The following is a 23,506-nucleotide window of genomic DNA, read 5'->3' on the forward strand; positions in this document are numbered from 1 at the left end:
CGGATGCTTCGGAGGGCCTATGTCTCGGATCGTGATTCTTGGGATGGCACTGGTGATGGCCGGAAGTGGTTTGAGCCCCGCTGCCGCGGCGTCGGCTGCGGCGCCGGTAATCGTCGATGTCGCTGCCTTCGGCGCCGACCCCACCGGCCGGACCGACTCCGCGCCTGCGGTCACCGCGGCGCTGCGGCACGCCCGGACCCTCGGCCGGCCGACGAAGATCGTCTTCTCGAAGGGCACCTACCAACTGTTCCCCGAGCAGGCCGAGACGCGTGAGCTGTACGTGTCCAACACCGTCGGCGCCGACCAGCGCTACCGGGACAAGAAGATCGGGCTGCTCGTCGAGGACATGCACGACGTCACCGTCGACGGCCGCGGCGCGAAGCTCGTCTACCACGGCCTCCAGACGGCGTTCGCGGCGATCCGCTCGACCAACGTGACGTTCACCGACTTCTCCTTCGACTACGCCGCACCGAAGGTCATCGACGCCACGGTCGCCGCCGCGGGCGTGACAGACGGGCACGCGTACCGCGTCCTGTCGATCCCCGCCGGCAGCCCGTACCGGGTGGACGGTACCCACATCACCTGGCTCGGCGAGAGCAGCCCGGTCACCGGGCAGCCGTACTGGTCGGGCGTCGACGGGCTCGAGTACACGCAGATCCACGACCCGGTGGCGCAGCGGACGTGGCGCGCCGGCAACCCGATGTTCACCGATGTCGCCGCGGTCACCGATCTTGGCCAGCGCCGGATCCAGATCGACTACACGACCGCGACGCCGCCGTCGGACGCCGGGCTCGTCTACCAGCTGCGGCAGATCCAGCGGGAGGAACCGGGCGCGTTCATCTGGGAGTCGAAGAACGTCACGATGCGCTCGCTGAACGCCTACTACCTGCAGACCTTCGGCATCGTGGGCCAGTTCAGCGAGGACATCACCATCGACAAGGTGAACTTCGCGCCGGACCCGAAGTCCGGCCGGACGACAGCCTCGTTCGCGGACTTCGTGCAGATGTCCGGCATCAAGGGCGAGGTCAAGATCACCCGGAGCGTCTTCGACGGCCCGCACGACGACCCGATCAACATCCACGGCACCTATCTCGAGGTCGTCGATCAGCCAGGGCCGGACACGGTCACCCTCGCCTACAAACACCGGGAGACGGCAGGCTTCCCGCAGTTCTACCCCGGCAACGAGGTGGAGTTCGTCAACAAGCGCACCATGGCCCCGCTCGCCGGCGGCCGGGCAGTCGTCACCGCGGTGGACGGGCCGAGCGGGATGGACCACGCCAAGCCGCTGACCACCATGACCGTCACCTTCGACCGGCCACTCCCCGCTGGGCTGGAGATCGGCGGTACGGTCGCGGAGAACATCACCTACACGCCGTCCGTCGTCATCGCCGACAACGTCTTCCGCAACGTGCCGACCCGCGGCGTACTGGTCACCACCCGCAAGCCGGTACTGATCACCGGCAACCGGTTCGACGCGATGACGATGTCCAGCATCTACATCTCCGCCGATGCCTACTCGTGGTACGAGTCCGGGGCCGTCGCCGACGTCACCATCCGCGGGAACCGGTTCACCAGGCCCAGCGGTCCGGTCATCTTCGTAGAGCCGACCAACCGGGTGGTCGACCCGGCGAACCCGGTGCACCACAACATCACCGTCGATCAGAACAGATTCGACGTCGGCGACCTCACCGTCGTCAACGCCAAGAGCGTCGGAGGCTTCCGGTTCACCGGCAATACCGTCCGTCGCCTGGACGGCCCGGACCACCCGCCGTACACCTCGCCGCTGTTCATGTTCACCGGCAGCTCGGACATCCGGGTCGCAGGCAACCATTACGACAAGGGCTTGAACACCGCCGTACCCCCGCCCGATGTTGCCTTGGGTAAGCAGGCGACTCAGTCAGGTGTGGCCTATGACGGCATCCCCAGCCGCGCGGTCGACGGCAATACCGACGGCAACTGGGGCGGGGAATCCGTCACCCACACAGCAGAACCAGCCAACCAGGCATGGTGGCAGGTGGATCTCGGCAAGAGCTACGCAATCGACCAGATCGCGATCTGGAACCGCGCAGACTGCTGCGCCGACCGCTTGTCGAACTATTGGGTGCTCGTCTCCGGCACCCCGATCACCGGAGACTCGCTCGAGGCGGCACGAACGGCACCAGGGGTAACAGCCATCCACCAACCAGGTCAGGCCGGACGCCCCACCACCCTCGATCTCACTACCCTGACCGGCCGCTACGTCCGCGTACAACTGGAGTCCGCCACCAACCCGCTGTCCCTGGCAGAAGTCGAAGTGCGATCCCGCGAGGGATGACACCGGTCCGACCGAGGCGCGCCGGCTAGTACGGAATCTGTTGGCGGGTGGTTAACGTAGGGCTGTGGATCGGGAGGAGTACGTGGAGGCCGTGTTGGTGGCGGTCGAGTCGATTCCGGCGGGCAGCGTGGCGACGTACGGAGATATCGCCGCGTTCGTCGGCCAGGGCGGGCCGCGGCAGGTCGGCGCGATCATGCGCGAGTACGGCGGAGGTGTCCCCTGGTGGCGAGTCATCCGCGCCAGCGGCATCCCCGCCGACGAGGTAGTCGACCAGCAACTCCAACTCCTCCGCGGCGACGGCGTCCGAGTCACCAACGGCAAGATCAACCTCCGCCAGGTCCGCTGGGACCCCGAAGAGGAGAGCTAAGCAGCGCCTGGTCGCCGTGCAGGGGTCAGGGAGTGTCCGGCCTCAAGGCATTCCGTCCGCGAGGATCCTGCCCAGCTCGTCGCCGAATCCAGGGACGTACCGGCCCTTTGCCATCTGCTCGGCCAGTTCGACGGTTGTCTTCTTCGGCTGCCGAAGCCGGCGCGACATCCCCTCAACGGCATTCACGACCTGCACGGGAGCCGCGGTCAGCAGATCCAGCAGAAACCTGTCGGGCTGCACGACGGCAAGGCCCGGCGGCGGCAGGCCGTCGGGGAACGTTTGGCCGATCTGATCGAGCATGTGCGCTGAAGCGGCGGTTGCGGCGTCGTCGGTCAAGCCGGAGCGATCCTTCAGGAGCCGTACCGAGTTGCGCAGGACCTCGTCGAAGATCTCGTCCTGCCAGACGGGACGGAACGCCAACTCGTGGGCGCAGGAGAGCAATACGTCGCGGAGGCTAGGCGGAACCAGTACACAAGCGTCGAGAACGCCGATCGGGTGATCTGGGCAGACCGTGGGCATCGGTCAGAAGTCCTCGTCCAGGTAGCCGCCTTCGGGCACTATCGAAGCCAGCAACTGCTCGCGTTCGCGGTACTGAGCCTGTGCGAGGGCTTGGACCTCGGAGAGCAGGAACCGGTGTCGGTTCCCGACCAGCTTGTGGGCGAGCCGGCCTTCGCGGGCGAGTTTGACGACGTACGGGCGTGACACGTTGAGCAGGTCGGCGGCTTCTTGGCTGGTCAGCTCGGTGTCCCGGGTCTCGTCGACGAGCAAGCTGAGTGGGCCGGCGCTGAGGGCGGCGATGATCTGGCGCATCGCGGCCAGCGTCGGGCCGGTCACCTTCACGCTGGTCTTGCCGTGGACGATGGTGACCTCGGTACCCCGGTTGATGATCAGAGCGACCGCGCGGAGCTGATCGTGGCTAGGTGTCGCCACCGGCATCACCAACTGCTCCTGGCCGGAGGATCATATCCGAAACAAGAGAAACAATCGAAACATCAGAAACACCGGCGACGGCGTCCGAGCCGCCAACGGCAAGGTCAACCTCCGCCAGGTCCGCTGGGACCCGGAAGTCGACTGACCCAGCTCGACTCGATGACGTGCAACGAGGCGGCGTCCTCGCTGGTCGCCGCCTCGTCGCGTGCTTGTCGTCAGTCGACGGTGATCACTCGCCGTTCAGTGGTGTGCCTTCCCGCGAGCTGCGGAGGAAGTACACCGGGTCGTTGAAGGTGCCTGGGATCTTGCCGAGGGCCTGGATCGCCGTGGTGGTGCCGGTCGCGTGGCCGACGGCGTACAGGTAAGCCGAACCGGTCTCGCGGTCGATGGCGGTCAGCAGCGTGCTGCTGGTTCCGCACTTCTCCGCCACGATCGCCTCGAAGCCCTGCCAGGTCGTCCCGCGGACCACCTTCACCACCGGGGTCATCGGCGAGGTGACCGGGATCCGGATCGTCGAGAGGGCACCGGCCTTGGTGGTCACCAGCAGCGTGTCGTACGACGCGGTCTGGCTGATCACCGTGACCGTCTTCACCGTCTTGAGCCCGGCGTAGGTGCCCAGCGGGTGGAAACCCTGGTTGTCCTTCTTGAACCGCGCCAGCACGCCGTCGGCGCGGACCGCGTAGAAGTACTCGCGCGTCGGGTTGGCGCCCTTCGGGAACGCCGATCGCACCACTGCGGTGTAGTCGTTCCAGTCGAAGGCCACGATGCCGCGACCCCACCAAGGACCCCCGGCCGGCCGGGCGATCAACGTGCTGTCGAGCTCCGTTCCGTAGATCGCATAGCCGCGATCCACCGTCCCGCTGCCGGGCTCGTCGGCGAACTCCCAGGTCGTGCTCGCCTTCGTCTCACCCGGTTTCGCGACGGCCGGGCCGACCCGTGGGGCGCTCGCCGCCGGCGGTGCGCCGGCCGAGACCACGGTGTCGGTGTAGATCCCCTGAGCGGTGATCGACCCCACGTCCATCGCGCACAACGCCATGATTCCCGGGGTGGTACCGGCCTGCGCCGTCGCCGACCCGAGCCCCAACCCTGCCAGCAGTGCCGAAACCCCCAGCACCAACCCTGCTCGCCGAACAGTCTTCACTGAATGCTCCCTCCGAATGGTCATCGAATTACTCGATGCGGCGACCGCGCGAAAAGTTATGCCGTGGCTCCGACCAGTGCTCGTGTGAAGACTGTCGGTGGCGTCTGATGGGATGGGGTGATGGTCAGCAGAACTGGTTCCAGGTATCGCTTGGTGCGAGGTGACGGGCATCAGGCTCGCGTCACCGAGGCACCGGTGCTGGATGCTGATCAGCAGGCCGTGGTGGATCATCCGGGCGGGCCGTTGCTGGTGCTCGCCGGGCCGGGGACGGGGAAGACGACGACGCTGGTCGAAGCTGTCGTTGATCGAGTGGGGAATCGCGGGCTGAGTCCTGACCAGGTGCTCGTGCTGACCTTCGGGCGCAAGGCGGCGACCGAGCTGCGCGACCGGATCACCGCACGGCTCGGCCGGACGACGCGAGTGATGCCGTCGATGACCTTCCACTCGTTCTGCTACGCGTTGTTGCGCCGCTTCACCCCGGCCGACGCCTTCGACGTGCCACTGCGGTTGCCCTCCGGCCCCGAGCAGACGCTTCGCCTGAGCGAGTCGCTCGGAGGGAGTCGCGAGGTCGGCGTGACCAAGTGGCCGTCGAGCCTGCATCCGGCGCTCAAGACGCGCGGGTTCACCGAGGAAGTACAGGCCGTCATCGGCAAGGCGCGTCAGCTCGGGCTCGACCCGGAGGATCTGTCCGCGATCGGGCACTCGGCGAGCAGGCCTGAGTGGGTCGCGGTCGGCGACTTCTTCGAGGAGTACCTGCAGATCCTCGACCACGAGCAGGTGCTGGACTACTCCGAGCTGATCCATCGCGCGGTCATCCTGGCGCAGCAGCCGCACGTCCAGGCCAGGCTCCGGGAGGAGTTCAAGGTCGTCTTCGTCGACGAGTACCAGGACACCGATCCGGGCCAGACGAAGCTGCTGCAGGCGATCGCCGGCGACGGCCGTGACCTGGTCGTGGTCGGCGACCCGGACCAGTCCATCTACACCTTCCGCGGCGCCGATGTCCGTGGCCTGCTCCGTTTCACCGACGAGTTCCGTACGGCGGACGGCGCAGAGGCCGCCCAGATCGCGCTCGCGACGACCCGCAGGTTCGGTACGACGCTGCAGCGCGTCTCGCGCAACGTGGTCAACCGCCTCGGCGTCCCGGGCACGCTCGACCGCGACACCTTCGAGCGGTTCCGCAATCCCGACGCGAGCTCGTGCGTCTACGGCCCCGGCAAGGTCGAGGCCAACCTGTACTCGACGAGCGGCGCCGAGCTGGAGCACATCGCCGACCTGCTCCGGCGCGCGCACGTGCAAGACGGTGTCGGCTGGCACGAGATGGCGGTCCTGGTCCGATCCGGCAGCTGGTCGATCCCACCGCTGCGTCGCGCTCTGGCCGCCGCTGGCATCCCGGTCGATGTCGCCGGTGACGAGTTGCCTTTGTCGCGCGAGCCCGCAGTACGGCCGATGTTGCTGGCGTTGCGAGCCGTCGCCGATCCGGTCACGCTGACCGTGGACGTGGTGCGGGCATTGGCGTTGTCACCGTTGGGCGCGATGGATGCCGGGCAGTTGCGACGACTTGCCCGCGTACTACGCAAGCGCGACCGCGAGGCAGCCGGCGGCCAGCGGCTGCCCCGCCCGTCGGACGAGCTGCTCCGCGAAGCGCTGCTGAACCCGTTGCTGCTCGACGAGCAGGCGTCGCCGGCCGAGGCGCGATTCGTCGCGCTCGGCGAGAGGTTGCTCAAGGCAAGGAATATCGTGATGGCGGGCGCGGCGCCCGACGAGGTGATGTGGTCGCTGTGGTCGGAGTCGCCGTGGCTGCGCCGGCTCCGCGGCCAGGCGAACAGCGGCGGCGAGGTCGCCCGTACTGCGAACCGCGATCTCGACTCGCTCTGCGCGCTGTTCGATGCGGCCAGCCGGGCCGAGGAGCAGATCGGGTTCAAGGGCGTGTCGACGTTCCTGGCCGAGCTGGAGGCGCTGGACATCGCGGGTGACAACCGGTTCGACGCGACTTACCGCGAAGCCGGCGTGCAGTTGATGACCGCGCACCGGTCCAAAGGCTTGCAGTGGCGGCTCGTCGTCGTGGCGAGCGTGCAGGAAGGGCAATGGCCCGATCTCCGTCGGCGCGGCTCCCTGCTCGAGCCGGACAGGCTGGGACCGGACGGCCTGGTGGAGCCGTTGTCAGCCGGTGCATTGCTGGCCGAGGAGAGACGGCTCTTCTACGTGGCGATCACCAGAGCCCGGGAGCGGCTGATCGTGACGGCCGTGCAGGCGCCCGAAGCCGACGGCGATCAGCCCTCACGATTGCTTGCCGAGCTGGACATTCCTTTGAAGTTGGTGGCCGGACGGCCGCGCCGCCCGTTGTCGCTGCCCGGTCTGGTGGCCGACCTTCGCTGCGTACTGGCCGACCCGGCGTCGTCGCCCGCGTTGAAGCGCGTCGCGGCGGACCGGCTGGCGCACCTCGCCGACGCCGTCGACGACCGGGAGTATGCGCTGGTCCCGACGGCCGAGCCGCAGCGCTGGTGGGGCGTGCGGGAGCGGACCAAGTCGGAGCGCCCGATCACGGACCCGGAGCTGCCGGTGCCGTTGTCCGGGAGCGCGCTGACGACGATCGTCGACTGCCCGCTGCGCTGGTTCCTGCAGCGTCGCGCGGGCGGCGAGACCCCCAGTACTTCGGCCATCGGCTTCGGCATGGTGCTCCACACGCTCGCCGACGCGGTCGCGACCGGGACGCTGCCGCCGGACATCGACGAGCTGAACGGCTGGCTCGACAAGGTGTGGACGCAGCTCGAGTTCGAGTCGTCCTGGATCTCCGACCGGGAGCGGGTGGAGGCGGAGCAGGCGCTGCGGCGGTTCGTCGCGTGGCATCAGGGCCGCCCGGACCGGACGCTGGTCGGCACCGAGGTGGAGTTCGACGTACTGCTGCCGGACGAGGACAAGCCCGCGGTCCGGGTGAAGGGCCGGATGGACCGGCTCGAGCAGGACGGCGACGGCGAGCTCCGGGTGATCGACCTGAAGACCGGCCGGAACCTGCCGACCAAGCCGTCGCTGGAGCGGCACGTCCAGCTGGCGATCTACCAGCGTGCGATCGAGTCCCGCCAGATGAAGAAGCTCGGCGACGAGCCCCGCAGCGGTGGCGCCGAGCTGGTCCAGCTACGCCACGACGACATCGGCCTGCCCAAGGTCCAGGGCCAGGCCCCGCTCGAGCCCGACGAAGACGGCCGCACCTGGCTCGACCAAGCAGTGGACGATGCCGAAACCATGGTCCGCACCGAGGAGTTCATCGCCAAACGCAACCCCAGCTGCGACCGCTGCGAGGTCCGCTCGCTGTGCCCGATCCAACCCGAAGGCCGAGAGATCGTCTGATGAGAGCCAAGCTGGAGACGACGGCCGATCTGTGCGACCTGCTCGGCATCCCGTTCAGTGATCAGCAACTGCAGGCGATCACCGCGCCGCTCGCACCGGGGGTGATCGTTGCGGGGGCGGGGTCGGGGAAGACGACGGCGATGGCGGCCCGGGTGGTGTGGCTGATCTGCACCGGCCAGGTCCAGCCGGAGGAGGTGCTCGGGCTGACCTTCACCAAGAAGGCGGCCAACGAGCTCGACATCAAGATCCGCGACGACCTCACCAAGGCCGGCGTGCTCGGCTCCACCCTGCCGCGCGACCAGCACCCGATCCTCGCCGCGCACCTGCGCAGCAACGTCCCGAACTGGGAGCCCGAAGAGCCAGGCGAGCCCGTCGTCTCGACGTACCACGCCTTCGCCGGCACGCTCATCGCCGAGCACGGCCTCCGCCTCGGCCTCGAGCCCGACGTCCGGGTACTTGCCGACGCGACCAGGTTCCAGCTGGCCGGCCGCGTCGTCCGCCGGTCCAACGGGCCGATCCGCTTCGCGTCCCATCACGTGCCGACGCTCGTCAACAGCCTGCTGGCCCTCGACGGCGAGCTGGCTGATCACCTGCTCAGCGCCAACGAAGTACGGGCTCATGACGAGGCTGTGCGGGCCGAGGTCGCCGCCGCCCGCAAGCAGACGGTCGAGGTGAAGAAGCTCGCCGAGACCGCGTTGAAGCGCGGCGAGATCCTCCAGCTCGTCGAGGAGTACCAGGCGTTCAAGGTTGAGCGCGGCGTCGTCGACTTCGCGGACCAGATGGCGCTCGGCGCGCGGCTGGCCGAGGAGTGTCCAGAGGTCCCGGTGATCGAGCGAGCGCGGTACAAGGTCGTCCTCCTCGACGAGTACCAGGACACCTCGGTCTCCCAACGCCGGATGCTGACCGCCCTGTTCGGCGAGCACGGCCACCCCGTCACCGCGGTCGGCGACCCCTGCCAGGCGATCTACGGCTGGCGCGGCGCCTCGGTCGCCAACCTGGACGAGTTCCCCGAGCACTTCAAGAACGCAGACGGTACTGCGGCCCGCCGCTACGTCCTGAGTGTCAACCGTCGCTGCGGCAGCAGGATCCTCGCGGCAGCCAACCAGCACGCGGCCGAGCTCTACGAGCAACACCCCGGCGTCATCCCGCTGGAGGCGCCGCCGGAAGCACCCGAGGGCGCGATCACCGTCGGCCTGTTCGAGACGCGCTCGAAGGAGATCGAGTGGGTCGCGGACGCGATCGTCGCCGCCCACAAGATGCCCAGCCGCCGGTGGAAGGACATCGGCATCCTGATGCGGACGAACGTCGACCTCAGCGCTGTGCACGAGGCGCTGATCGCGCGCAAGGTCCCGGTCGAGGTGGTCGGCCTCGGCGGACTGCTCGCGCTGCCCGAGGTCGTCGACGTCGTCGCCACCCTGCAGGCGGTCAACGACCTGACCGCGAACGCCGCGATGCTGCGCATCCTGACCGGCCCGCGGTACAGGATCGGCCACCGCGATCTCGCCTTGCTGGCCAACCGTTCCCGTTCCCTCGCTGACGGCGGCGACCGCCCAGCCGCGGACGATCTCGTCGCGGCGCTCGACGCGGCGGTGGCCGGTATGGACTCGACGGAGGTCATCTCGCTGGCCGAAGCCGTCGACGACCCCGGCCCGGCCGGCTGGGGATACTCGGCGGAGGCGCTCGAGCGCTTCAGGGAGCTGTCGACCGAGCTGCGTGACCTGCGCGCGCACGCGGGCGAGCCGCTGCTCGACCTGGTACGCCGGGTGATCAGCACGATCGGTCTCGACGTCGAGCTCACCGCGACCCCCGACCACGTCGACTCCGGCCGACGTGATCACCTGGCCGCGTTCCTCGATGCCGTGGGCAACTTCGTCTCCACCGAGTCGAGTGGTTCGCTCGACGGCCTGCTGGCGTACCTGGCGGCCGAAGAGGAGTACGCGGCGGGTCTCGACCTCGCAGTACCGAGCGAGGCGGACTCGGTGAAGCTGCTGACGACGCACCGGTCGAAGGGGCTCGAGTGGCCGATCGTGTTCGTCCCGACGCTGGTGAACAAGGTGTTCCCGTCGGACCGCGGGCGCGACAAGTGGACCACCAACGCGAAGGTGCTGCCGTGGCCGTTGCGCGGTGACGCCGACACGCTGCCCGATTTCCACGACCTGTCGAACGCCGGGCTGAAGGCCTTCGCCGACGAGTGCAAGAACGTCAACGCGCTGGAGGAGAGAAGGCTCGGGTACGTCGCTTTCACACGCGCCAAGGAGATCCTGGTCGCGACTGGGCACTGGTGGGGGCCCACGCAGAAACGGCCACGCGGCCCCTCGTCGTACCTGGAGACGCTGAAGAAACATGCGGGGGAGCGGGTCGTCGACTGGGCGCCGCAGCCCGAGCTCAACGAGGAGAACCCGGAGCTGGCCGAGCAGACGCTCGCGCCCTGGCCGGCTCCGTACGATCCGGCCGGGTACCAGCGCCGCCTCGAATCGGTCGCGCTGGTCGAGCAGTCGCGCGCGGAAGGTCCGTCGCAGGAGGCCGAGGACTCGCTGCTGCTGGACGAGCAGGCGACGGTCGCGCGCTGGGACTCCGAGCTGGAGCGATTGTTGTCAGAGGCAAGGGAAAGCCGGAGCCGGAAGGCGTACGACGTCGAGCTGCCCGCTTCGCTGTCGGCGACCCAGGTGATGCGGCTGGCGACGGATCCGGACGGGCTGGCGGCTGACCTGGCTCGCCCGATGCCCCGCAAACCCAACCGGGCGGCGCGCTTCGGCACCCGCTTCCACGCGTGGGTGGAGAGCTACTTCGGCCAGCAGTTCCTGCTCGACCCCGATGATCTGCCAGGCGCTGCCGACGAGGGCATCGTCGACGACACCGACCTGACCGAGTTGATGGATGCGTTCCGCATCGGCCCCTACGGCGAGCAGATGCCGTACGAGATCGAGGCCCCGTTCGCCCTGGCGATCGGCGGCCGGATGGTCCGCGGCCGGATCGACGCCGTCTACCAGGTGATCCGCCCCGACGGCTCCCGCGGCTACGACGTCGTCGACTGGAAGACCAGCCGCAGCGAGACCGCCGATCCACTCCAGCTGGCCATCTACCGAGTCGCCTGGGCCGAACTCCTCGGCATCCCCGTCGACCAGGTCGGCGCCGCCTTCTACTACGTCCGCACCGGCGACATCATCCGCCCCGACAACCTCCCCGACCGGCCCGCCCTGATCACCTTGCTCAACGGGTGAGCGAGCGCCGCCGGACCTGTCCCGCCGTGTCAGCAGTTTCGTTGCGCAACTCCCGACACGGCGCACCAGCGAGGCCCGGCGGCCGGATCGTCACCCGACGGCGATGGGGATCAACGTCGCGCGGGCGATCGTGTGGCTGCCGATCGTGAAGCCGAGCAGCGCGCCGCTCGCAGTCGGACCGACGCCGGACTTGGCGACGTCCAGCGCGGTGATGGCGATGTAGTAGTTGTGGACGCCGGAGCCGCTCGGCGGTGCGCCGCCGATGTAGCGGAACGCGCCGGCGTCGCCGGGGAGCTGTAGCGCGCCGGCAGGCAGGGACTTGCCGTTCGGGATGCCCGCGTTCTCAGGCAGCGACGTCGTGGTCGCTGGCAGGTCTGCCACGACCCAGTGCCAGAACCCGCTCCCGGTCGGCGCCTGCGGGTCGTACATCGAGATGACGAAACTCTTCGTCCGCTTCGGGAAACCGGACCAGGAAAGCTGCGGGGAGACATCCTTCCCACCAGGTACTCCGAAGATGCCGGACAGTTGGGCCGTCGGCAACGGCCGGCCCTTCCGCACGGTCTTGCCCCCGTCATGCCACCCCACATCGCAAACCGCCTCGACTGAGCTAACCGACAAGCTCAGCGGGAACGATCCCGAACAGCAAACGGCAGCCCGGCCTCGAACGCCTCATCAGCCTTCACCACAGCCCGCTCGACATACCGTCCGTCCTCCAACTCCAGCACAGTCAGCATCTCGACCTCCGGATCAAAGATCCAGTACGACTCGATGCCGGACTGTTCGTACGCCAACCGCTTCCAGACAAGGTCCTTGGAGCGCGTTGCCGGAGACAGGACCTCCACGGCGAGCAGCAGTTGCGCGATGACTTTCTGGCCCACGTCTTCTTTCCGGCAGACGAGGACATCTGGCTGCAAGGACTTGTGCACATCCGGTTGAAAGTCCATCGGAGCGATGAAGACGTTCAGATCCGGCAGACAGCCAGCGAGCAAACGAGCGGCGAGCTGGAGTGCTGCATCCTGGTGGATCGGCAGTGGCGAGGGAGTCACCAGCAGAGTCCCGTCTACCAACTCGTAGCGCATGCCGTCGTCGGGCATGCCATCCAAATCCGCGAGGGTGAATCCGCCTGGCTCAAGTGGTTGCACGGCTGGTGCCTCCTTATCGGTCACTCGGCCAGGATTCCGGATTCAGGCAGGGCGTGGGCAGGCCAATCCGCCACCTGCCCGCAATCTGCCCCAAAGCGTGCCCCGGCATTTAGTGGACGAGCTCGCGCGGGACGATCCGGACGGAGAACGGCAGTTCGGCTTCGAAGGCCTCGGCACCCTTCGCCATGGCCCGCTCGACATACTGCCCGCCGACCAGTTCGAGCACCGTCAAGACCTCCTGCTCGGGATCGATCAGCCAGTAGGAGCAGCCCCCGGACTCCTCGTAGATCGCGCGCTTGAGTAGCAGGTCGACCATCCGGGTGAATGGCGAGAGGATCTCGACGGCAAGCAGTAGCGAGAGTCGCAGGGCGTCTGGCCCGGGCTGTCTCGGCTCGCCGCGATCTGGTGCGGCAAGGTCGGTAGCGGGGTCAGCAGATACATCCCGTCGATCAGCTCGTATCGCAGGGTCGGCGCGGTCATCAAGGTCACCTGATCAGCATGGTGGTGATTCGGCGACGCACGTGGCGGTTTGGATGATCTGCCCCGAGACTGCCCCGCCGTCTGCCCCGGTCAGCCTGTGAGTGCTGCGGGGGAGAGGGTGACGGGGAAAGGCGTGGTGGTGTGGAAGGTTTCTTCGCCTTGGAGGACTGCTTCGCAGGTGTAGTGGTCGTTGGTGAGGTGGAGGATGGTGAGTTCCTGGCGGTCGGGGTCGAGGAGCCAGTACGCCGGTACGCCGTGCTGCGCGTAGAGCTCGCGTTTCGTCACCACGTCGGTGACTCGGGTGGTTGGTGAGAGCACCTCGACGGCGAGTTCTGCCTCCTGGACGTACTGCGGGCCCGCGCCGGCGCGTGCGGTGACGAGGATGTCGGGGCGGAGCGAGAGCCGGCGCGTCGGCCGGAAGTCGAGTGAGCCGACGGAGACGAGCAGGTCGGCAGTACAGGCCTGTTTGAGCAGCACCATCAGCGCGACGACCGCCGCCTGGTGGGACGGCGGCTGGACCCCCGTCACCGCCAGCCTTCCGTCGATCACCTCAAACCGCCGGGCGTCCGGTGCCCGCACTCCAGCACCCGCTGAGCAATTGGCCGGTACGGCGTTCGCCAGTCCAGCGGCCTCGAGATTCGCCAGTCGTTCGATCACCCGACCAGCATCGCCGAAACGCCCCGACCGCCGCTGAAGTTATCCACAGTTGACGCCAGGCCCCGCCAGGCATATCGTTTTTCAATATCCATATTGTTTAACGATATGCGCAGGAAGGTTTCTCATGGATCAACGGATGGGTACCTGGCTACGGCGGCTCCGGATCACCTCGACCGTCGTCTTCGTCGCCGTACTGTGCGCCACGGTCGCGTTACTGGTGATCGCCTTCATCCCGCGCTCGCCGGTCGTGCTGGACCTGCCGAGTTCGCTGCTGTCCGGCCTGCAAGGCGTCGACGGGGTGAAGTCGGGTGCCGTGGTCGACCCGGAGGGCACGATCCCCTTCAGCCTCACTGACCCGTCCCTTGCGCAGCGGCTGCTCTCCCTCGCCACGGTCCTGCCGGGCGCGCTCGTGGTTGCCGAGGTCGCCCGCCGGCTGGCGGCGCTCCTGCGAGCCGCGGAGGCAAGCGACCCCTTCACTGCCGGTACGGTCCGTGAGTTGACGTTCATCGCGAAGCTCACCGCCTTCGGTGGCGTCGGCGCCTGGGCGCTCGCCAGCGCCGCGATGTCGGTGCTCTCGTCGACGGTGCTCGACTCCGGTACTGCGGTCAAGGCGGACGGCTCGCCGTTCTGGTCACTCGCGGTCGGCTTCATCTTCGCGGCCGTTGCCCAACTCCTCGCTCGCGGCGTCGCCATGCGGGCCGAGCTGGACACCGTCATCTGATGCCCAAGGCAACCAAGCGGCAAGGGCAACCCGAACGGGGCAAGCAACCTGAGCCCGCCGAATCGCTCGAGCATCGGATCACCATCCATCTGGACGAGCTGCTCATCGCCCGCAACATGACCCTGGTCGACCTCGCGGCGCGCGTCGGTGTAACGGTCGCCAATCTCTCCATCCTGAAGAACGGCCACGCCCGGGCCGTCCGCTTCAGCACCCTCACCGCCATCTGCGACGCCCTCGACTGCACCCCCGCCGACCTGATCGGCCTCGAGCGCCAGTAGAAGCGCCAGGCCCTCGGGAACAAGGCGACCATCCTGCGCGAGATCGCCAAGGCATGGATCGCCGATGCCGAGACCCAGCGGCTGTCGGAATTCGCGCTGGCGGCGCCCGACCCGGTTGATCGGCTCCGGCAGACCGCGCACTGGCATCGCCGCCAGTTCGAGGCCGGGTACGACGTGATCGTCATCTACCAGGAGGCGGCGCGGGCAGAACCCGGGATGGCCAAGGAGCTGCGCGGATGTGGGACGCCCGCGAGCACGACCTCGCGAAGTGCCTCGCCGCCTTGAGGGCGAGCTGGCGGTCACCGCGACCCGCGCGCTGGACATCCTGCTCGCCTGCATGGTTGCCGAGGTCTACCGGACCCTCGTCCTGGAACGCGGCTGGTCGCTCGACGAGTACGAACGCTGGCTGGGCGATGCCCTGATCGCCCAGCTTCTCTAACCAGCCAAGGGGTTTTGCAGTGTTCCGACGAACTGCAGTGAGCCGGACACGTCGGTGAGGTCGACCATGCTCTGGTTGTTGCGCAGTTGTAGCCGGTTCAAGCAGGACAGGGCGAACTCGGATCCGAACAGGTCGTACTTCGCGAACGCCGCCGCCAGCTCGGGGGTCGCCTCCTGATAGTCACGCACCGACTCCGCGACGACCGCCCAGAACTCCTCCGGCGACAACAACCCCTCGCCGTCGAGCAACGGCGCCAGGAACCGGAAGATGCAGTCGAACACATCGGTGAAGATGCTCAGCAGCTTCTCGTCGTCCGGAACGTCGGTGACGCGAACCCGCTCGATCTCCGCGGGCAACGAGGTCGCCGTGCTCAGAACGGCGATTTCCTCGGCGATGTCCTTCATGATCGCCCGCACGGGCACGCCGTCCCGCAGTACGAGGATGAGGTTTTCGCCATGGGGCATGAAGACCAGCTCGTAGGCGTAGAAGCAATGCAGCAGTGGCACCAGGTAGGCATCGACATACGAGCGCACCCACTCGGTCGCGGTCAATCCCGATGCCCGGATCAGTGCACCCGCCAAGGCCGAACCGTGCCGGTCGACGTGTAGCAGCGACGCCATCGTCGCCAGCCGCTCGCCGGGAGCCAGCGTCGGTACCGGGCTCTCGCGCCACAAGGCGGAAAGCATCTTCCGGTACGGCGAAGTCGCACTGGTCGCCGCTTCGTAGTACCGGTTGTGGTAGCCGACGGCGGCGATCTCGCGCAGTACGGAGAAGCCGTGGCGCTTGAGCACCGCGTCGTTCTCGACCAGGTCGTGCACCCAGTCGTTGATCGCGGGCGTCTTCGCCATGTACGCCGGGGACAGGCCGCGCATGAAACCCATGTTGAGCACGGACAGCGCCGTCTTCACATAATTCCGGTCCTGGTTCACGCGATTGAAAAAGGTGCGAATCGACTGCTGGGCCTGGTAGTCGTCATCGCTGGTACCGAGGTGGATGATGTGCCGTTGCGCGATATCCGCGGCGAAGGTGATCGACGTCTTGTTGTCCCACTGCCACGGGTGCACGGGCATCAGGTGGTAGTCGGCCGGCTCGGCGCCGACGGACCGGATCCGCTCGCTGAACCGTTGCAGGACAGGGGCTCCGAGCTCGGTGCGCAGCATGTCGTCGTAGCTGATCGTGCGGCTGTGCGAGACCGTCGAACGATCGCGGCGGACCGCGATCCAGACCAGTCGCACGGGTGCGCCGGCCTCGGGGGCGAAGGCGCGATAGTCCTCGACGCCGAACCCGAGCCGCCCGTTGTTCGCCACGAAACAAGGGTGTCCCTCGGTCATCGCCGACTCGATCGTCTGGAAGTCGGCGCCGGCCAGGTCGGCCGCGGTCAGGTCGTCCTTGGCCAGCTTGTACGCCGAACTGGCGAGCGTGCTGCTGATCTCCTCGAGGTAGACGGGCAGCATCTCGGCCCCGATCCCCAACTGCTCGTGAAACTCGGTGATGAAGTCCAGCGCGTCAACGGGTGCGTCAACAGGTGCAGCAACGGGTGTGTCAACAAGTGCATCAACGGCCGCACCGTCGCCGACCATGCCGGCCACGCCGGCCACGCTGGTCCCGGTGGTGTCGCCGGCGCTGTCGCCGACGCGGGTCCGGGTGATGCTGGCGGCATCGACCTCCCAATGATTCAAGGGATACTGCTTAGCCTTGAAGTAATACTTACTCGTAACGTTCGCGACGATGTAGCCGCTTCCCGAGGCGACCGGTTCGAAGAGTCGCTCGTGGCTGAACTCGGCGAGCGCCTTGCGGACCAGCGCGCGGTTCGCAACGGCCCAGGTGTCGGGCTGGAGATGGGTGGTCGTCATAGGTCAGCCTGCCTCGTTCATCCGGGTCGCCTCGGCGTACTGGTCGCGGGTGCAGAAGCTCAGCCAGGCCTGCTTGTCCGGCAGTGTCACGATGCTGTGCTTGCGAAAGCCCATGCGTTGATTCAAGTCTTGGATCTTGGTGTTGCGGACATCCGGTTCGACCACGACGCGATCGATCGCCGGATCGCTGAACAGATAGTCGAGGACGGTCTCGAAGACTGCGCCAGTGAAGCCGTGCACTCGTTGCACCGGCGGAGCGACCAGCACGTGCATCCCGACATCGCCCGGCGCCGGGCGGTACACGTCACCGACCGGGTCGCAGGCGGGTTCGTACCGCTCCATCAGGAACGCCGGCCGTCCATCTTGTTCGCCGATCAAAGCCTGGTGATAGCCGGTCCGCTGGATTCGCTCGTACTCCGCGCGCACCTCGTCGACGGTGGCGGTCAGCAATCCCCAGTACTGCGCGTAGGGCTGCGTGACCCAGCTGTGCAGCGTGGGCACATCCACGGTCAGGTTGAACGGGCGGAGGGTGAGGGTGCCGACTCCGGCGGTGAAGCGGCGGTAGATCGGCTCGGGCAGTGCGCGGGGCATGGCGGCACTCCAATCGCTGCGCGGGATCCGGCAGAGGCGGGGATGGTTAGCTAAGGCTTACCTTACTTGATGCTCGCGAGGCCATGAAAAGTGACCGGTATCCCCAAGCCGCGTGGCGCCACGTGCTCCTCAACGGCCTCCACTACTGAGTCACAGCCTTCCGGAGGACGCCGAAGGTAGTCCGCGCGGCGGATGCCCAGGTAGGTGGAGCCGTCCTAGGTTTGATGCATGTTGATCGCAGAGGATCTCGCGTTGCTCCTGTACGACGACGAGAGCGGGAAGCCGATCGCCGGGTCGCCCGGACTCGACTACGCGCTCGGTGGAGCCGTACTGATCGAGCTGACCCTGCTGGGCAAGGTGGACATCGCCGAGGCCGGTGACCAGGTCAAGGCCGGGCGGCTGAAGGTACTGGACACCACGCCGACCGGGGACCCGGTACTGGACGAGCGGCTCGCCTTCCTGGCGGGCAAGCCCGGTGCCAAGCCGAAGGACCTGATGGCGAAGCTGTCGAAGAAGCTGCGCGACCAGCTGCTCGTGCGGCTGGCGGAGCGGGGTGTGCTCGAGGCGGACAAGGGCAAGGTGCTCGGGCTGTTCCCAGTCACCCGCTGGCCTGCCAAGGACGCACGGCACGAGGCTGAGGTCCGAACCGGCCTGGAGAACGTGCTGAAGCTAGGCACCCAGCCTGACGAGCGCACTGCCGCCCTGATCGCTCTGCTGACCGCCCTGAACGTCGTCCCGAAGGTCATCACCGACGCGGTCGACAAGAAGGCCCTGAAGCAACGCGCCAAGGAGATCTCAGAGTCCGACTGGGCCGCCGCAGCAGTCCGCAAGGCAGTCCAGGAAATGCAGGCCGCCGTCACCGCAGCCATAGTCGTAGCCAGCTCAGCGGGCGCCGCAGGCAGCTCCTAGCGGCGTACGCCACCGCGGTTGCCTATACGCCGCCGCGCCGCCCGTACGCGGCCGCGCGGCGGCGGTTTGGTTTACTCCGCCTGGCAGTTGGTTTTGCAGGTCTGGTCGATCATGGTCAGGTGGACGCCTGGCTCTTCCGTGTCGACTGTTTCGACCGACCAGTCGGCCTGCCAGTCGCCGGACTTCAGCACGTCCTCGGTGCCGCCGAGCTTGCCGAACCAGTCGACGATCGGCGTCCGCGGGTTGATGTGCGCGATCTCCAGCACTTTCGGCAACTGCTGCGCGACGGCAGCTTGGGCCGGCGCGAGCTGACCAGTCGCGTGCAGCGACACGACCGGCGGCCGCGGATGGGTTCCGGTGAGTACCCAGACCGCCACCGTGCCCGACGTACAGATCGCGTACGTCCCGTCGGCGCCGCACTTGTAGCCGGCGCCCTTCAACCCGGTGAGCACCTGAGGCGCGGTGACATCCGGCAGCACCGGGTCAGACGACTTGTCGCTCGACTCCGCGGAAGGCTGTCCACTGGTCGAGCCCGCGGGCGTCTCACCCGACTTCGGAGGATCCGCCTTCTTGTCGTCCGAGGAGGAACCCGAGCAGGCCGCAGTACCGATGAGCAGGGCAGTGCTCACCAGTGCGACGGCGATCCGCTTCAGACCGGTACCTCGATCGCCGCGTCGAGGGCGATCGTGATCATCTCGGAGAACGTCGTCTGCCGCTCCTCGGCCGTCGTCTCCTCCTTGGTGATCAGGTGGTCCGACACGGTCATGATGCCGAGCGCCCGGCGACCGAACTTGGCGGCCAGCGTGTAGAGCGCCGCGGCCTCCATCTCGATCCCCAGTACGCCGTACTCGGCCGTGCGCGACACCAGGTCGGGCCGGTCGTTGTAGAACAGGTCGCCCGAGAACACCTGGCCGACGTGCACGTTCAGCCCGGCCGCCTCAGCAGCGTCCACAGCGGCGCGTAGCAGCTTGTAGTCGGCGGTCGGCGCGTAGTCGATGCCGTGGAAGCGCAGCCGGTTCATCTGCGAGTCGGTGCTCGCCGACATCGCCACGATCACGTCGCGGACCCGGACCGCCTCGGTCAGCGCCCCACACGTGCCGACCCGGATCAGCGTCTGTACGTCGTACTCGGCGAACAGTTCGTTGGCGTAGATCGAGGCCGACGCCTGACCCATGCCGGACCCCTGCACGGAGATCCGCTCACCCTTGTAGGTGCCGGTGAACCCGAACATGTTCCGGATCTCGGTGTAGCAGGTGACGTCGGACAGGTAGGTCTCAGCGATCCACTTGGCCCTCAGCGGATCTCCGGGGAACAGCACGCGCGGTGCGATCTGCCCCTTCTCGGCAGCGATGTGAATACTCATGCCGGGATGCTCTCATGGTGGCGAGGCGAGATACGTTGAAGCCGTGGCTTATTCGATCGTTCCTGGTTCCCTGTCGCTGTCCCGTTCCGTCCTCGACCGAGCCGCTGACCGCCGGCGGGACGCTGAGTGGCTGGAGAAGGCCTGGGCCGCTGAGGACACGCAGGTAGCGCTAGTAGTCGGCGACAAGCTGGCAGTAGAAGCAGACCGTACTGCGCTCCGCCTGGTACCGCCCGCTGCGGCACCAGAGGGCATCCGGATCTTCCTGGGGATCGATCTAGTCGCCGGAGCCGGGATGACCGCTGACGGGCGCGCAGTGTTCGCAGTACTGGTCACTGGCGAGCCGGATGAGTCGTACGCCGGGCTGCGCGAGGTCGGTGGCGTGCTGGACGACCGGGAGGCCGGGATCGCGGTCAACGTGATCGGGCTGGCCAACTGGCACGCAATACATACCCACTGCGCCAACTGTGGCGCCCACACCGAGGTGGTCGACGCCGGGCACGTGCGGCACTGCCCGAACTGCGGGCTCAACCACTTCCCGCGCAGCGACCCGGCGATCATCGTGCTCGTCACCGACGACCAGGACCGCGCCCTGCTCGGCCGCAACGAGGCCTGGCCGGAGGGGCGCTACTCGACCCTCGCCGGCTTCGTGGAGCCGGGGGAGTCGCTGGAGGCCGCAGTACGCCGGGAGGTCTTCGAGGAGACAGGCGTAGTGGTCGGCGAAGAAGTCCAGTACGCCGCCAGCCAGCCCTGGCCGCTCCCGTCGAGCCTGATGCTCGGCTTCTACGCCAAGGCCACCGGCTACGCGATCAACGTCGACCAGGACGAGATCGCCGAAGCCAAGTGGTTCAGCCGCGAAGACCTGCAAGCCCTCGTCGAAGCAGGCAGCATGGCGCTCCCCGGCAACATCTCCATCTCCCGCCGCCTCATCGAAGGCTGGTACGGCAAGGAACTAACCGGCAGCTGGTGACCCCGGCCCACGCAATTTCGGCGGTCAACCGCCGAAATGCGGTGTCAGGCGGCGAGCTTCTCGGCGATCTGGGCGATCGACGGGTTGGTCATCGCGGTGCCGTCGGCGAAGACGAGGGTCGGTACGGTCTGGTTGCCGCGGTTGACCTTCTCGACGATCTTGGCCGCGTCGGGCACCTGCTCGATGTCGACCTCGGTGAACTCGATCCCGGCCCGCTTCAGCTGGCCCTTCAAGCGGTGGCAGTAACCGCACCAAGGTGTCGAGTACATCGTGAATGCCGCCATCGTGGCTCGCTCCGTCTCTGCGTGGGGGCAGGCGCCGGAAAACTGTCCGGCGTCCCGTCTAGGGTGGTTCTACCTTGTTACTGAACCCCGTCGGTCGGAGTGCTGTTCCCGCATGTCTCAGCCCGTGAGCAACATCACGCAGGCCGTCTCCGGCCGGTCCGCCGACGAGCTGCTAGAGGCGCTCGACCCCGAGCAGCGAGCGGTCGCGACGGCCCTGCACGGACCGGTCGTCGTGATGGCCGGCGCGGGCACCGGCAAGACCCGCGCGATCACCCACCGGATCGCGTACGGCGTCCGGATCGGCGCCTACGACCCGGCGCGGGTGCTCGCCGTCACGTTCACCCAGCGCGCCGCCGGCGAGATGCGCGGCCGGCTCGCCCAACTCGGCACCAGCGGCGTCCAGGCCAGGACGTTCCACTCGGCCGCGCTGCGCCAGGCGAAGTATTTCTGGCCGAAGGTGTTCGGCGGTGAGCTGCCGCCGATCGTCGACCGCAAGTTCCCGTTGCTGACCGAGGCGGCCTCGCGCTGCCGCGTCCGGGTCGACACCCCGGCCCTGCGCGATCTGGCCGGCGAGATCGAGTGGGCGAAGGTCAGCAACGTCCGCCCCGACGACTACGCGAAGCTCGCGCCCCAGTCCGCGAGAGCACTCGCCGCCTTCGCCCCGGCCACGATCGCGCGCGTCTTCGCGGCGTACGAGGACGTGAAGCTCGAGCGCGGCCGGATCGACCTGGAGGACGTGCTGCTCTGCGCGGTCGCCCTGCTCGCCGAGGACGAGCGGGTGGCAGCCGAGATCCGCCGGCAGTACCGGACGTTCGTCGTCGACGAGTACCAGGACGTCAGCCCGCTGCAGCAGAGCCTGCTCGACCTGTGGCTCGGCGGCCGCGAGGACGTCTGCGTGGTCGGCGACCCGGCCCAGACCATCTACTCCTGGGCCGGCGCCGACCCGGCGAACCTGGTCCAGTTCCACCAGCGCCACCCCACCGCCCAGGTGATCAAGCTCGTCCGCGACTACCGCTCGACCCCGCAGATCGTCGACGTCGCCAACAAGGTCCTCGACGCGGCCGGCCCGTCCGGACTGCCCGGCCGCGTCACCCTCCGCTCCCAGCGCGACCCCGGCCCCGCACCGACCTACCGGGAGTACTCCGACGAGGTCAACGAGGCCGACGCGGTCGCCCGATCCGTCTCCCGCCTCCAGGAATCCGGTACTGCGTTGCGCGACATCGCGGTGCTGTTCCGTACCAACGCGCAGTCGGCGAATTTCGAGCAGGCCCTCGCCGAGCGCAAGATCCCGGCGATGCTCAAGGGCGCCGAGCGGTTCTTCGAGCGGGCCGAGATCCGGCAGGCCGCAGTACTGCTGCGTGGTCAGGCCAAGGCCGGCGACACCGGGGGAGAGCTCCTCGACACCGTCCGCGCCGTTCTCGGTGGTGCCGGCTGGAAGGAAGAGCCGCCGACCGGGACCGGATCGGTGCGGGACCGTTGGGAGTCGCTGAGCGCGCTGGTCACGATGGCCTCCGACTTCGGGGCCGCCCACCCGGAGGCTGGGATCGTGGACCTGATGGCCGAGCTCGACCGGCGCGCCTCGATCCAGCACGCGCCGCTGGCCGAGGGCGTCACGCTGGCGACGCTGCACGCGGCGAAGGGGCTGGAGTGGGGCTGCGTGTTCATCGTCGGCGCCCATGAGGGCACACTGCCGATCGCCTATGCCCAGACGCCGGCCCAGGTGGAGGAGGAGCGGCGGCTGTTCTACGTCGGGGTGACCCGGGCCAAGGACCAGCTCGCGGTGAGCTGGTCGACCTCCCGCTCACCCGGTGGCCGGGCCAGCCGCGGACCGACCCGCTTCCTGGACCCGATCGGCGTCCGTACGCCGCGGTCCGGCGAGCGCGAGCCGTCGCCGCGCGCCCGTACGCCGCGGACCGAGCGCTCGGACGTGCCGATCCCGAAGTGCCGGGTCTGCGGTCGCGGCCTGACCGAGCCGGCCGCCCGCAAGCTCGGCCGCTGCGAGGACTGCCCGTCGACGATGGACCAGGGCCTGTACGACGCGCTGTTCGAGTGGCGCGCCGACAAGGCCGCCGAGGAGTCGATGCCGGCCTTCGTCATCTTCACCGACGCGACCCTGACCGCGATCGCGGAGGCCCACCCCACCGACGAACGCGAGCTGCTCCGGATCACCGGCATCGGCCGCACCAAGCTGATGAAGTACGGCGAGTCCGTGCTCAACATCTGCACCCGCTGACCCGCCGGCCTTCAACCGCCTCAACCCTCCAGCCTTCAACTGCCTCGACCCTCCAGCCTTCAACTACCCGCGGGTTCGTGCCCTTTGGGGCAGCGAAGCGGGCCGGCTGCCGGAAAAGCCGTTGCAGGCTTGGCCATCGCGGGTGACACTCGACAGGCAGGGTTTTCTGCTGCTGGCAGACGACGGGTCGGAGCGTGGCATCTAGTGGCCACAGGCAACGATTCCGGAGGGTGTCAGGAGCGCGCCGGAGCGTGCCGGGCCGGTGGATCGG

Annotated in this window: 22 protein-coding genes; 10 read left to right on the plus strand and 12 right to left on the minus strand. The window is 68.0% G+C overall.

Annotated features, from left to right (window positions below; translation table 11 throughout):
- The first annotated feature begins 19 nt into the window (after positions 1–19).
- Positions 20–2,314 (plus strand): discoidin domain-containing protein, encoded by a 2,295-nt coding sequence (locus G3I17_RS11480; protein ID WP_164595947.1) that lies wholly within the window; start codon positions 20–22, stop codon positions 2,312–2,314.
- 64 nt (positions 2,315–2,378) lie between these two features.
- A complete protein-coding gene (locus G3I17_RS11485; protein ID WP_164595948.1) occupies positions 2,379–2,681 on the plus strand; it encodes an MGMT family protein in 303 nt (100 codons plus the stop codon).
- A gap of 42 nt (positions 2,682–2,723) precedes the next feature.
- On the opposite strand, the gene G3I17_RS11490 is transcribed toward G3I17_RS11485, so the two are convergent.
- From G3I17_RS11490 to G3I17_RS11500, 3 genes are all read right to left on the minus strand, one after another.
- Positions 2,724–3,200, minus strand: coding sequence for a hypothetical protein (locus G3I17_RS11490; RefSeq protein WP_164595949.1), 477 nt, complete (start codon positions 3,198–3,200; stop codon positions 2,724–2,726).
- A 3-nt stretch (positions 3,201–3,203) separates the two neighbouring features.
- Positions 3,204–3,611, minus strand: a complete 408-nt coding sequence (locus G3I17_RS11495) for a helix-turn-helix domain-containing protein (protein ID WP_203590017.1) — start codon at positions 3,609–3,611, stop codon at positions 3,204–3,206.
- Positions 3,612–3,840: 229 nt separating this feature from the next.
- Positions 3,841–4,752 carry a hypothetical protein gene (locus tag G3I17_RS11500; protein ID WP_164595951.1) on the minus strand — a complete coding sequence of 304 codons (912 nt, stop codon included), beginning with the start codon at positions 4,750–4,752 and terminating at the stop codon, positions 3,841–3,843.
- 120 nt (positions 4,753–4,872) lie between these two features.
- On the opposite strand from G3I17_RS11500, the gene G3I17_RS11505 reads away from it, so the two are divergent.
- Both G3I17_RS11505 and G3I17_RS11510 read left to right on the plus strand, forming a co-directional pair.
- A complete protein-coding gene (locus G3I17_RS11505) occupies positions 4,873–8,097 on the plus strand; it encodes an ATP-dependent DNA helicase (protein ID WP_164595952.1) in 3,225 nt (1,074 codons plus the stop codon).
- Complete coding sequence (locus tag G3I17_RS11510; RefSeq protein WP_164595953.1) at positions 8,097–11,318, plus strand: ATP-dependent DNA helicase; 3,222 nt, start codon at positions 8,097–8,099, stop codon at positions 11,316–11,318. Before G3I17_RS11505 ends, G3I17_RS11510 begins: the two co-directional genes overlap by 1 nt.
- A 90-nt stretch (positions 11,319–11,408) precedes the next feature.
- Here G3I17_RS11510 and G3I17_RS11515 read toward each other — a convergent pair whose 3' ends face one another.
- The 4 genes from G3I17_RS11515 to G3I17_RS11530 all read right to left on the minus strand — a co-directional run bounded on the left by G3I17_RS11515 (position 11,409) and on the right by G3I17_RS11530 (position 13,597).
- On the minus strand, positions 11,409–11,903 hold the full coding sequence (locus tag G3I17_RS11515) for a YbhB/YbcL family Raf kinase inhibitor-like protein (RefSeq protein WP_343238267.1): 495 nt from the start codon (positions 11,901–11,903) through the stop codon (positions 11,409–11,411).
- A gap of 35 nt (positions 11,904–11,938) precedes the next feature.
- On the minus strand, positions 11,939–12,484 hold the full coding sequence (locus tag G3I17_RS42075; protein ID WP_203590018.1) for a Uma2 family endonuclease: 546 nt from the start codon (positions 12,482–12,484) through the stop codon (positions 11,939–11,941).
- Positions 12,485–12,569: 85 nt separating this feature from the next.
- A complete protein-coding gene (locus G3I17_RS11525; RefSeq protein WP_343238274.1) occupies positions 12,570–12,920 on the minus strand; it encodes a Uma2 family endonuclease in 351 nt (116 codons plus the stop codon).
- Between the two features lie 110 nt (positions 12,921–13,030).
- Positions 13,031–13,597 (minus strand): Uma2 family endonuclease, encoded by a 567-nt coding sequence (locus G3I17_RS11530; RefSeq protein WP_203590019.1) that lies wholly within the window; start codon positions 13,595–13,597, stop codon positions 13,031–13,033.
- A 136-nt stretch (positions 13,598–13,733) separates the two neighbouring features.
- On the opposite strand from G3I17_RS11530, the gene G3I17_RS11535 reads away from it, so the two are divergent.
- The 3 genes from G3I17_RS11535 (at position 13,734) to G3I17_RS11545 (ending at position 15,035) form a co-directional block, all read left to right on the plus strand.
- Complete coding sequence (locus G3I17_RS11535) at positions 13,734–14,318, plus strand: DUF2975 domain-containing protein (protein ID WP_164595955.1); 585 nt, start codon at positions 13,734–13,736, stop codon at positions 14,316–14,318.
- Positions 14,318–14,596: a helix-turn-helix transcriptional regulator gene (locus tag G3I17_RS11540; RefSeq protein WP_164595956.1), complete on the plus strand. Its 279-nt coding sequence runs from the start codon at positions 14,318–14,320 to the stop codon at positions 14,594–14,596. Before G3I17_RS11535 ends, G3I17_RS11540 begins: the two co-directional genes overlap by 1 nt.
- A gap of 268 nt (positions 14,597–14,864) precedes the next feature.
- Positions 14,865–15,035 (plus strand): hypothetical protein, encoded by a 171-nt coding sequence (locus G3I17_RS11545; protein WP_164595957.1) that lies wholly within the window; start codon positions 14,865–14,867, stop codon positions 15,033–15,035.
- Here the strand turns inward: G3I17_RS11545 and G3I17_RS11550 are convergent.
- Positions 15,032–16,888, minus strand: a complete 1,857-nt coding sequence (locus tag G3I17_RS11550) for an IucA/IucC family siderophore biosynthesis protein (RefSeq protein ID WP_239062398.1) — start codon at positions 16,886–16,888, stop codon at positions 15,032–15,034. The two genes, G3I17_RS11545 and G3I17_RS11550, sit on opposite strands and share 4 nt — an antisense overlap.
- 3 nt (positions 16,889–16,891) lie before the next feature.
- On the minus strand, positions 16,892–17,479 hold the full coding sequence (locus G3I17_RS11560; RefSeq protein WP_164595958.1) for a GNAT family N-acetyltransferase: 588 nt from the start codon (positions 17,477–17,479) through the stop codon (positions 16,892–16,894).
- Between the two features lie 228 nt (positions 17,480–17,707).
- Here G3I17_RS11560 and G3I17_RS11565 point away from each other — a divergent pair, with 228 nt between their 5' ends.
- The gene (locus G3I17_RS11565; protein ID WP_164595959.1) at positions 17,708–18,388 is read left to right on the plus strand and encodes a GPP34 family phosphoprotein; all 681 of its coding nucleotides are present in this window, start codon (positions 17,708–17,710) and stop codon (positions 18,386–18,388) included.
- A gap of 71 nt (positions 18,389–18,459) precedes the next feature.
- Here the strand turns inward: G3I17_RS11565 and G3I17_RS11570 are convergent, their stop codons facing one another.
- A complete protein-coding gene (locus G3I17_RS11570) occupies positions 18,460–19,017 on the minus strand; it encodes a hypothetical protein (RefSeq protein WP_164595960.1) in 558 nt (185 codons plus the stop codon).
- Positions 19,018–19,037: 20 nt separating this feature from the next.
- The gene (gene deoD, locus G3I17_RS11575) at positions 19,038–19,751 is read right to left on the minus strand and encodes a purine-nucleoside phosphorylase (protein WP_164595961.1); all 714 of its coding nucleotides are present in this window, start codon (positions 19,749–19,751) and stop codon (positions 19,038–19,040) included.
- A 43-nt stretch (positions 19,752–19,794) separates the two neighbouring features.
- On the opposite strand from deoD, the gene nudC reads away from it, so the two are divergent.
- Positions 19,795–20,718 carry an NAD(+) diphosphatase gene (gene nudC / locus G3I17_RS11580; protein ID WP_164595962.1) on the plus strand — a complete coding sequence of 308 codons (924 nt, stop codon included), beginning with the start codon at positions 19,795–19,797 and terminating at the stop codon, positions 20,716–20,718.
- Between the two features lie 44 nt (positions 20,719–20,762).
- Here the strand turns inward: nudC and G3I17_RS11585 are convergent, their stop codons facing one another.
- Positions 20,763–21,002 (minus strand): mycoredoxin, encoded by a 240-nt coding sequence (locus tag G3I17_RS11585; RefSeq protein ID WP_164595963.1) that lies wholly within the window; start codon positions 21,000–21,002, stop codon positions 20,763–20,765.
- 112 nt (positions 21,003–21,114) lie between these two features.
- On the opposite strand from G3I17_RS11585, the gene G3I17_RS11590 reads away from it, so the two are divergent.
- Entirely contained in the window at positions 21,115–23,235 is a 2,121-nt protein-coding gene (locus G3I17_RS11590; RefSeq protein ID WP_239062399.1) for an ATP-dependent DNA helicase UvrD2, read from the plus strand.
- Positions 23,236–23,506 lie beyond the last annotated feature (271 nt).

Source organism: Streptomyces sp. SID13031 (assembly GCF_010548305.1).
In the GTDB taxonomy this organism is placed as follows: domain Bacteria; phylum Actinomycetota; class Actinomycetes; order Propionibacteriales; family Kribbellaceae; genus Kribbella.